General features: G+C 70.7%; 6 protein-coding genes and 1 pseudogene. All 7 read right to left on the minus strand.

All coding sequences use genetic code 11. The annotated features are described in order from the left end of the window. Positions 1-207 precede the first annotated feature (207 nt). On the minus strand, positions 208-1,374 hold the full coding sequence (gene eis / locus ACFU53_RS45590) for an enhanced intracellular survival protein Eis (protein ID WP_384006002.1): 1,167 nt from the start codon (positions 1,372-1,374) through the stop codon (positions 208-210). Positions 1,375-1,388: 14 nt separating this feature from the next. Continuing rightward, positions 1,389-1,922 (minus strand): MaoC family dehydratase, encoded by a 534-nt coding sequence (locus ACFU53_RS45595; protein WP_384006003.1) that lies wholly within the window; start codon positions 1,920-1,922, stop codon positions 1,389-1,391. Further along, positions 1,919-2,785 (minus strand): HpcH/HpaI aldolase/citrate lyase family protein, encoded by an 867-nt coding sequence (locus ACFU53_RS45600; protein WP_384006004.1) that lies wholly within the window; start codon positions 2,783-2,785, stop codon positions 1,919-1,921. The genes ACFU53_RS45595 and ACFU53_RS45600 overlap by 4 nt, the downstream gene beginning before the upstream one ends. Next, positions 2,782-3,806: pseudogene (gene dmpG, locus ACFU53_RS45605) on the minus strand (4-hydroxy-2-oxovalerate aldolase). Before dmpG ends, ACFU53_RS45600 begins: the two are co-directional and overlap by 4 nt. Then, positions 3,803-4,693, minus strand: coding sequence for an acetylating acetaldehyde dehydrogenase (locus ACFU53_RS45610; protein ID WP_384006006.1), 891 nt, complete (start codon positions 4,691-4,693; stop codon positions 3,803-3,805). The pseudogene dmpG and the gene ACFU53_RS45610 overlap by 4 nt, the downstream one beginning before the upstream one ends. Before the next feature lie 28 nt (positions 4,694-4,721). Then, positions 4,722-5,561, minus strand: coding sequence for a 2-keto-4-pentenoate hydratase (locus tag ACFU53_RS45615; protein WP_384006008.1), 840 nt, complete (start codon positions 5,559-5,561; stop codon positions 4,722-4,724). 3 nt (positions 5,562-5,564) lie between these two features. Then, entirely contained in the window at positions 5,565-6,338 is a 774-nt protein-coding gene (locus ACFU53_RS45620; RefSeq protein ID WP_384006010.1) for an NUDIX domain-containing protein, read from the minus strand. Positions 6,339-6,692: the final 354 nt, after the last annotated feature.

Raw genomic sequence — 6,692 nt, forward strand, 5'->3', positions numbered from 1 at the left:
GCTTGATTCCAGGCCGGCACGAAGCCGCGCTCAGGTGCCCAGCCGTCCCCGCGTACTTCTGTCACAGGCTCCGGCAGCCAAGTCTTCTCAGCCAACGAGCGGCGACACGCTCACTGCTATACCCGGAGTCCTCGGGCTCACCGATCCTACAAATGACCGGCGTGAACTCACGCCAGAACGGCAGGACGAGCTCAGCTGGGACAGACCTTAGAAGTGGTCGGGCAGCCAGGGTTCGTGGTCCGTAGTGCGGATCAGTGCGTTGAGTACTTTGTCGGACCTGGTGGTGACTCCCGCGAGGCGTGCTGCGGCTGCTGTCCGGTAGCCGCCGGCGTACCAGACGGCCAGCTGCCGCCGGGTGAGCCGGACTTCGCCACCGGTGGGCGTCTCGGTGATCTGTCCGGCGCCGCCCTTCACTTCGAGCAGATAGTGGTCCCAGGTCTCGCCGTTCTCGCTCGCGATGTCCACGGGTACGGCGATGTCGATGTCGTCCGGCCAGCCACGCAGCCGCACTGCTCCCTGGAGGTCGAGGATGCGGAGCATCCCCGGGTGCCACGCTTCTGCCGTCAGCCGGTACCGGTGGAGACGGTGCAGCAGCGCCGGGTACGGAGGGAGAGTGGAGCGCCGGAAGTGAATGACCGGGGCGCGGGTGTGATGGCCGGCGAGGAACGCCATCATCTCGCCGGCGGTTTCCTCGTCGGCGGCCCAGAAGTCGTGCACGGTCAGCTGCATGCCGTGCCGCTCGTGCCGTTTCATGGCGAAGGACAGCAGCCCTGTGGGGGATCGCTCGGGGCCGAACCGGTAGGTGGTCAGCTGCTGTTTGTCGTCGATCCAGGCCGGCCACCAGTCCGGGCGAAGGACGGGCCCGTTCCACTGCCGGGCCAGGCGGCGCTGCAGCTCGTCGGCTTCTATGGTCCGGCCGTGTTCGACGGGCATTCCTTTGCGGGTGAAGCTTCGTTTGAGGTCGTCGGTGGCGATGGACCATGCGAACACTGGGACGGGGGCTTCCCAGCCGAGTCGGCGGACGTGCCCGTTGGATGCTGTCCACAGGGTGGAGAGCACCGCGCCCTGGTCGCGCAGGTGGCGGAGCCGCTCGGCGAGCGTGTCGACGGCGAGGTGGGCGCCGCGTTCTTCGGGGGCGACGCATCCGGCGCTGAGCAGTGCGGAGGGCACGGGGGCTCCGCCGAAGAGCTGCGGGGCGAGGATGCCGAGGCCGCCGGCGATGACCCGCCCGTCCCGGAGGGCGACACGGATGTCGGCGTGCGGGCGCAGGCGGGTGATGTCGCGTACGGGATGGCCGTAGCTGCGGGTGGCGAGGGCGTCGTACTGCTGCCACAGCTCGTCGTCGGCCTCCACGATCTCGATCGCGTCAGGCATGGCGCCTCCCTCTTCTAGTAGTTGGTGCGGTCGCGGACGGCATCGGCGTCGACGGGGACGAAGAAGCTGCGGGTGAAGGTGATGACGGTCGTGCCGTCCTGGTTGTGGCCGGTCGTGCGGCAGGTGACGATCCCGGTGTCCGGGCGGCTTTCGGACAGGCGGCGGCCCGTGATCTCGGTCTGCGCGTAGAGGGTGTCGCCCGTGAAGACCGGGTGGGTGAAGCGGATGTCCTCGAAGCCGAGATTGGCGGTGGTGAGGCCGCTGGTGCTGCGTACGGTCATCCCGCCGACGATGTGGAGGGTGATGCTGCTGCACACCACGGGCCTGCCCCACTCGGTGTGGCCGCTGTAGTGGGCGTCGGTGTGGATCGGGGCGTCGTTGCCGCCGAGCGTGGTCATCAGGACGTTGTCGGCCTCGGTGACGGTGCGGCCGGGGCGGTGCTCGATGACCATGCCCTCGTGCAGTTCGTGGTAGCCGAGGCCGACGACTTCCCGGTAGCGGCCTTCGGCGATCCGCCGGTACCCGGCGGGCACGGGGTGGGGGTTCATGTGTTCACCTCGCGGCGGGCGCGGCCGTCGACGCGGGCCAGTAGGGTGCGGGCGGGCTTGACCATGGGCGGGCCGACCATCTGCCCGGCGACGCGGACGATGCGGCCGCCCGCCTCCTCGGCGGCCGCCACGGTGGCACGGGCGGCGGCGACCTCCTCCTCGGTCGGGGTGAACACGTTCGTGACGACGGGGAGCTGACGGGGGTGCACACAGCACTTCCCCGCGAACCCGAGGGCCCTGGCCCGCCCGGCTTCACTCCGCGGTCCGTCCGGGTCGTCCAGGTCGAAGTAGGGGGAGTCGATGGCCAGGATGCCTGCGGCGGCGGCGCTGGTGACGAGGGCGGACCGGGCGTGAAGCAGCGTCTCCCAGGCCTGGGAGCAGCCGGTGGCCGTCGCGTAGTCGGCCGTCCCGAACACCACTCCGGCGATGCGCCCGGCCCGCACGATCGACGGCAGCTCCTGCAGCGCGCCGGGGGTCTCGATCAGCGCGTACAGATGCGGCAGGTAGCCGGGGGTGTCGAGGGCCCCGGCGACGATCTCGAAATCGCGGGCGGATTCCACCTTGGGTATCAGTACGACGTCCGGCCGGCCCGGGTAGTCGGCGATGGCCGCCAGGTCGAGGATGCCGTCCCGGGTGGTGGGAGAGCTGATCCGCACCCCAAGGACGCTCCCGGTCACCGACGGGGTGGTGAAGAACGCGGCGGCGGCCTGGCGGGCGGCCTGTTTTTCCCCGGCGGGCACGGAGTCCTCCAGGTCGACCAGGGCGACATCCGCGCCGCAGCCGTGCGCGGCCGGGAAACGGGCCGGGGTGTGGCCGGGCGTGACGAACCAGACCCCGGCCGGGGCGGCGGGTGTCTGTGTCACCAGTTCGCTCCTTGCGTTGCCAGGCTGCGGGCCGCGTCCGGGATCACGTCTTCCTGCCCGGCGGTGACCCTGCGCCGGCCCAGCTCGACGAAGATGTCCCAGGGGTGCACGCCCTCTCGTTCGGCGGCGGCCAGCACGGGCTCCTGAACCCGGAGAACACCCCGGCCAGCCCGGATGCCAGACTCGTGGAGTCGATCGTCGGCGGGGCTGGCATCAGCGTCTTCTCGGCGAGGTCGGCGGCATCGGCCAGCCGCCGCAGGTCGATCCCGGTGGGGTGCCCGCAGCGCTCCAGCACGGCAACGAGGACTTCCAGCTGGGTGTTGCCCGCGCCCGCACCGAACCCCCGGGCGCAGGCGTCGATCGTGCGGGCCCCGGCCTTGATGGCTGCGATGGAGTTCGCCACGGCCATGCCGAGGTTGTTGTGCCCGTGGAAGGCCACCGGCACGTCCACCGCCGCGGTGATGGCGGTGATCCGGGCGGTGACGTCGCCGGGCAGGTAGTGACCGGCGCTGTCGAACACGCACACCGCCTGCGCCCCGTAGCCGGCCATCGCCGCGCACTGCTCGGCGAGTTCGCCGGGAGTGGCCATGTGGCTCATCAGCAGCACGCCCTGTGCCTCGGCGCCGAGTTCGCGGATGACGCCCAGGTGGCGTTCGGTGACGCTGGCCTCGGTGCAGTGCGCGGCGACGCGGACGACGTCGACGCCGTGGCGGACGGCGTTGCGCAGGTCGGCGGTGGTGGCCCAGCCGGGCAGCATGAGGGTGGCCAGCCTGCTTCTGGTGAGGGCCTCGCGGGCGGTGGCGAGCATCGCGTCGTCGCTGATCCTGCTGCAGCCGACCTGCACGGACGATGCTCCCAGGCCGTTGCCGTGGCCGACTTCGACCACGGGCACACCGGCTGCGTCGACCGCTGCGGCGTAGGCCCGGATCTGCTCGCGGTCCAGCTGGTGGCGCACGGCGTGCTGGCCGTCGCGCAGGGTGGGGTCATGCACGATCACCGGGGCTTGAGTCTGCTGGGTCATCGGCTGGACTCCTTGAGCGCGGGGGCCTTGGCGAGGGCGTGCTGCTCGGCGGCGTGGAGGGCGGCGGCGCTGATCACTTCGAGGTTCCCGGCGTGCACCGGCACACGGCTGCGGGTGACGGACACCTCCGCGATCACACGGACGGTGTCGCCGGTGACGGTGCACGAGGTCACCCGGTAGCCGGGCACGAAGACCCGCAGGTCCGCTGCGGCGGACTCCACGACATCGCCGACCAGGTCCTGCTCCATCCCGGGGGCGATCATCGTCACCGCGATGCGGAACGGCGGCGGCGGTGCGGCCGCGGATATGTTCAGCATCGCCTTGGCCGTGGCGGTGTGGGTGAACTGGCGGATGGCGCCCTGGGTCGTCTCCACGTACTCGTCGAGGTTGAGGCGACTGGCCCGGCCCACGCTGACGCTGGCGGCCGTGGCCACCATCTCCACATACTCGGGCCGGTAGTGCCGGGTCAGGGCGTGCAGGAGGGGGATCGCCGCCTGGCCGCCGCAGGAGACGAGGCTGATGTGCTGGTGCCGGGCGGCCTGGTCGCCGTTCACGGCCGGCACGATCAGCGCACCGGCGCTGGTCGGGGTGAGGTCGATGAGCGTCGCACCGGTCCCGGCGAGCCGGGCCCAGTGCTCCGGGTGCTCGAAGGCGTTGGTGGCGTCGAAGACGATGCCGAAGGTCTGCTCCGATCCCAGCAGCGCGGCGACGCCGCCCGCTGTGGTCACGCAGCCCAATTCGGCGGCCTGTGTCAGTCCTCGGCTGTTGGGGGTGCGGCCGACGACGAGCCCGCAGTTCAGGTTCGGGGAGTTCTGGATGCGCTCGACCAGGTCGAGGCCGAGTAAGCCAGAGCCCAGGACGGCCGTGTTCACGGTGGTCGGTGCCATGTGTGGTGCTCCTGGTGCGTATGGCGAGTCAGTCGACCCGCAGCTGGACGGCGGGGAGCCGGGTGGATGTGGCCCGGAAGTGTGTTCGGGGGGTGAGTTGGAGGCTTGCGTGGACCGAGCCGGCCAGGACGATGTCTCCGGCGCGCAGGGGCGTGCCCAGGACGGGCAGCCGATGCGTCAGCCAGACCAGGGCCTTCAGCGGGTCGCCGAGAACGTCGCCTCCCTCCCCGATCGCGACGACCTCCCCGTCCGCTTCCAGGCGGATCTTCTCTGCGGCCAGGTCCCAGGCCGGGTCGAAGGGGACGGCCGGGCCGGTGATGACGCCGGCGCAGGCGGCGTTGTCGGCGATGCTGTCGACGAGCGTGATGTCCCAGCTCGGGAAGACGGTGTCGAGGATCTCGAACGCGAGGAACGCCTCCGCTACGGCCGAACGGACGGTGTCGAGGTCCGAGGGCCCCGGCAGGTCGCGTCCGAGCCGGAAGGCGATCTCGGTTTCGATCCGGGGGTTCATGAAGTCGGCCGCCCGCAACAGGCCTCCGCCCGGCGCGACCATGCTCTGGGCTACGACCCCGGAGTCGGGCTCGCCGATGCCCATCTGTTCCTGCATGGCGGTCGAGGTCAGACCGATCTTGTGACCGGCGATCCGGTCCCCCGCCGCAGCCCGGGCCTCCATGTTGATCCGCTGGATGCGGTAGGCGTCCTGCACGGTCAGGCCCGGGAAGCGCTCGGACAGCAGCCGGACCGGGACACAGGTGCGGGCGGCGTTGGCGAGTTCCTTCGCCAGCTCGGCGAGAATCTCCTCGTCCATCTCGGAGCCGGGCAGTTGTCCGGCCGGATGCTTACGGGCGCCTGTGGGTCTGGCCGCCATCTGCTACCTCCGTACGTAGGCCTGACCGGTCGTGCCGGTTGCGGCGTGGCGGGCGGCGAGGACCGAGAGGAAGTCGGCGCTGCGGCCGCCGAGTCCAACCACGTCGGCGTCGGACCGGATGAATGCGATGCGGTCCAGCTCCGGGGTGCGGCCCTGGGCGCTCTCCCCGGCTACGAGCGCGGTGTACTGCTCGGTGAGCGTGGCGGCCGGGCAGGCGGGCGTACGGAAGTGGATGCCCACGTTGCCCTTGTCGCCGCGGGTCACCGTCCACAGCTCCAACTCCCCCGGCGGGACGTCCCGACCGACCTCCTCGGCCAGCTCCCGCGCGGCATGCCGACGCAGTTCTTCCAAGTCCAGGGAAGTGCCGCTCTCTTGGGGCGGTTCGATCGTCCCGCCGGGCAGCTGCCAGCGCCCGGGAGCGGCGGTGGATGACGCCATGCGCCCCACCAGCAGCCGGCCGTCGTCCGTGGGCTGCGCCACGGTCACGAACACCGACGGCGCTGTCACCGCGTGAACCGGGTCCAGCCGCAGGAGGTACAGGCGGTAGGTCGCCCGATACCAGGTCAGCAACAGGGTCTCCGGGTCCTTCCGCTCCAGGCCCGCACACACCACCGTCGGCCCGTCGAACAGTGACGGATTGGCCGCGACAGCCTCGTCCCACCTGCGCGTCATCGCCGCCGTCTGCTCACCGGTCAGCCGGGGCGGATCCGTCTCCGCCAGGAGCAGCCGGCGGACACCGGGGATCTCAACTGCGGAATTCTGCGGTTGGTTGGACAACGAAACCTCCTGGTGGATGAGCTGTTCGTGCACCCAGTACTGGTGTGATCCCGGCCGCGGGCCCCAGACCGTACCGGCCGTCACGGGCAGCGCGGCCCGGTGCCGGGCCGCGCGTGAAGAACTTGCCCAGCCAACCGACCCCTAGCACAGGTGATGCTAAGTAGCGAAATTTCAACTTTCATGATGGCGAGTGAGAGGAGGGGCGGTCGTGGCTGGCGGATCCTGCGACCAGCACAAGGCGCTGCGGATCACCTGTCCAGCTAGGGCCTGTGTGACGTTGTGATCAGCTGGCCTTCAGGAGGTCGTTGATCCAGATCATCGAGGCACGGAGGTGGAGGCCGGCGAGGTAGCTCT

The organism is Streptomyces sp. NPDC057474 (genome assembly GCF_042802555.1).
Lineage (GTDB): Bacteria > Actinomycetota > Actinomycetes > Streptomycetales > Streptomycetaceae > Streptomyces.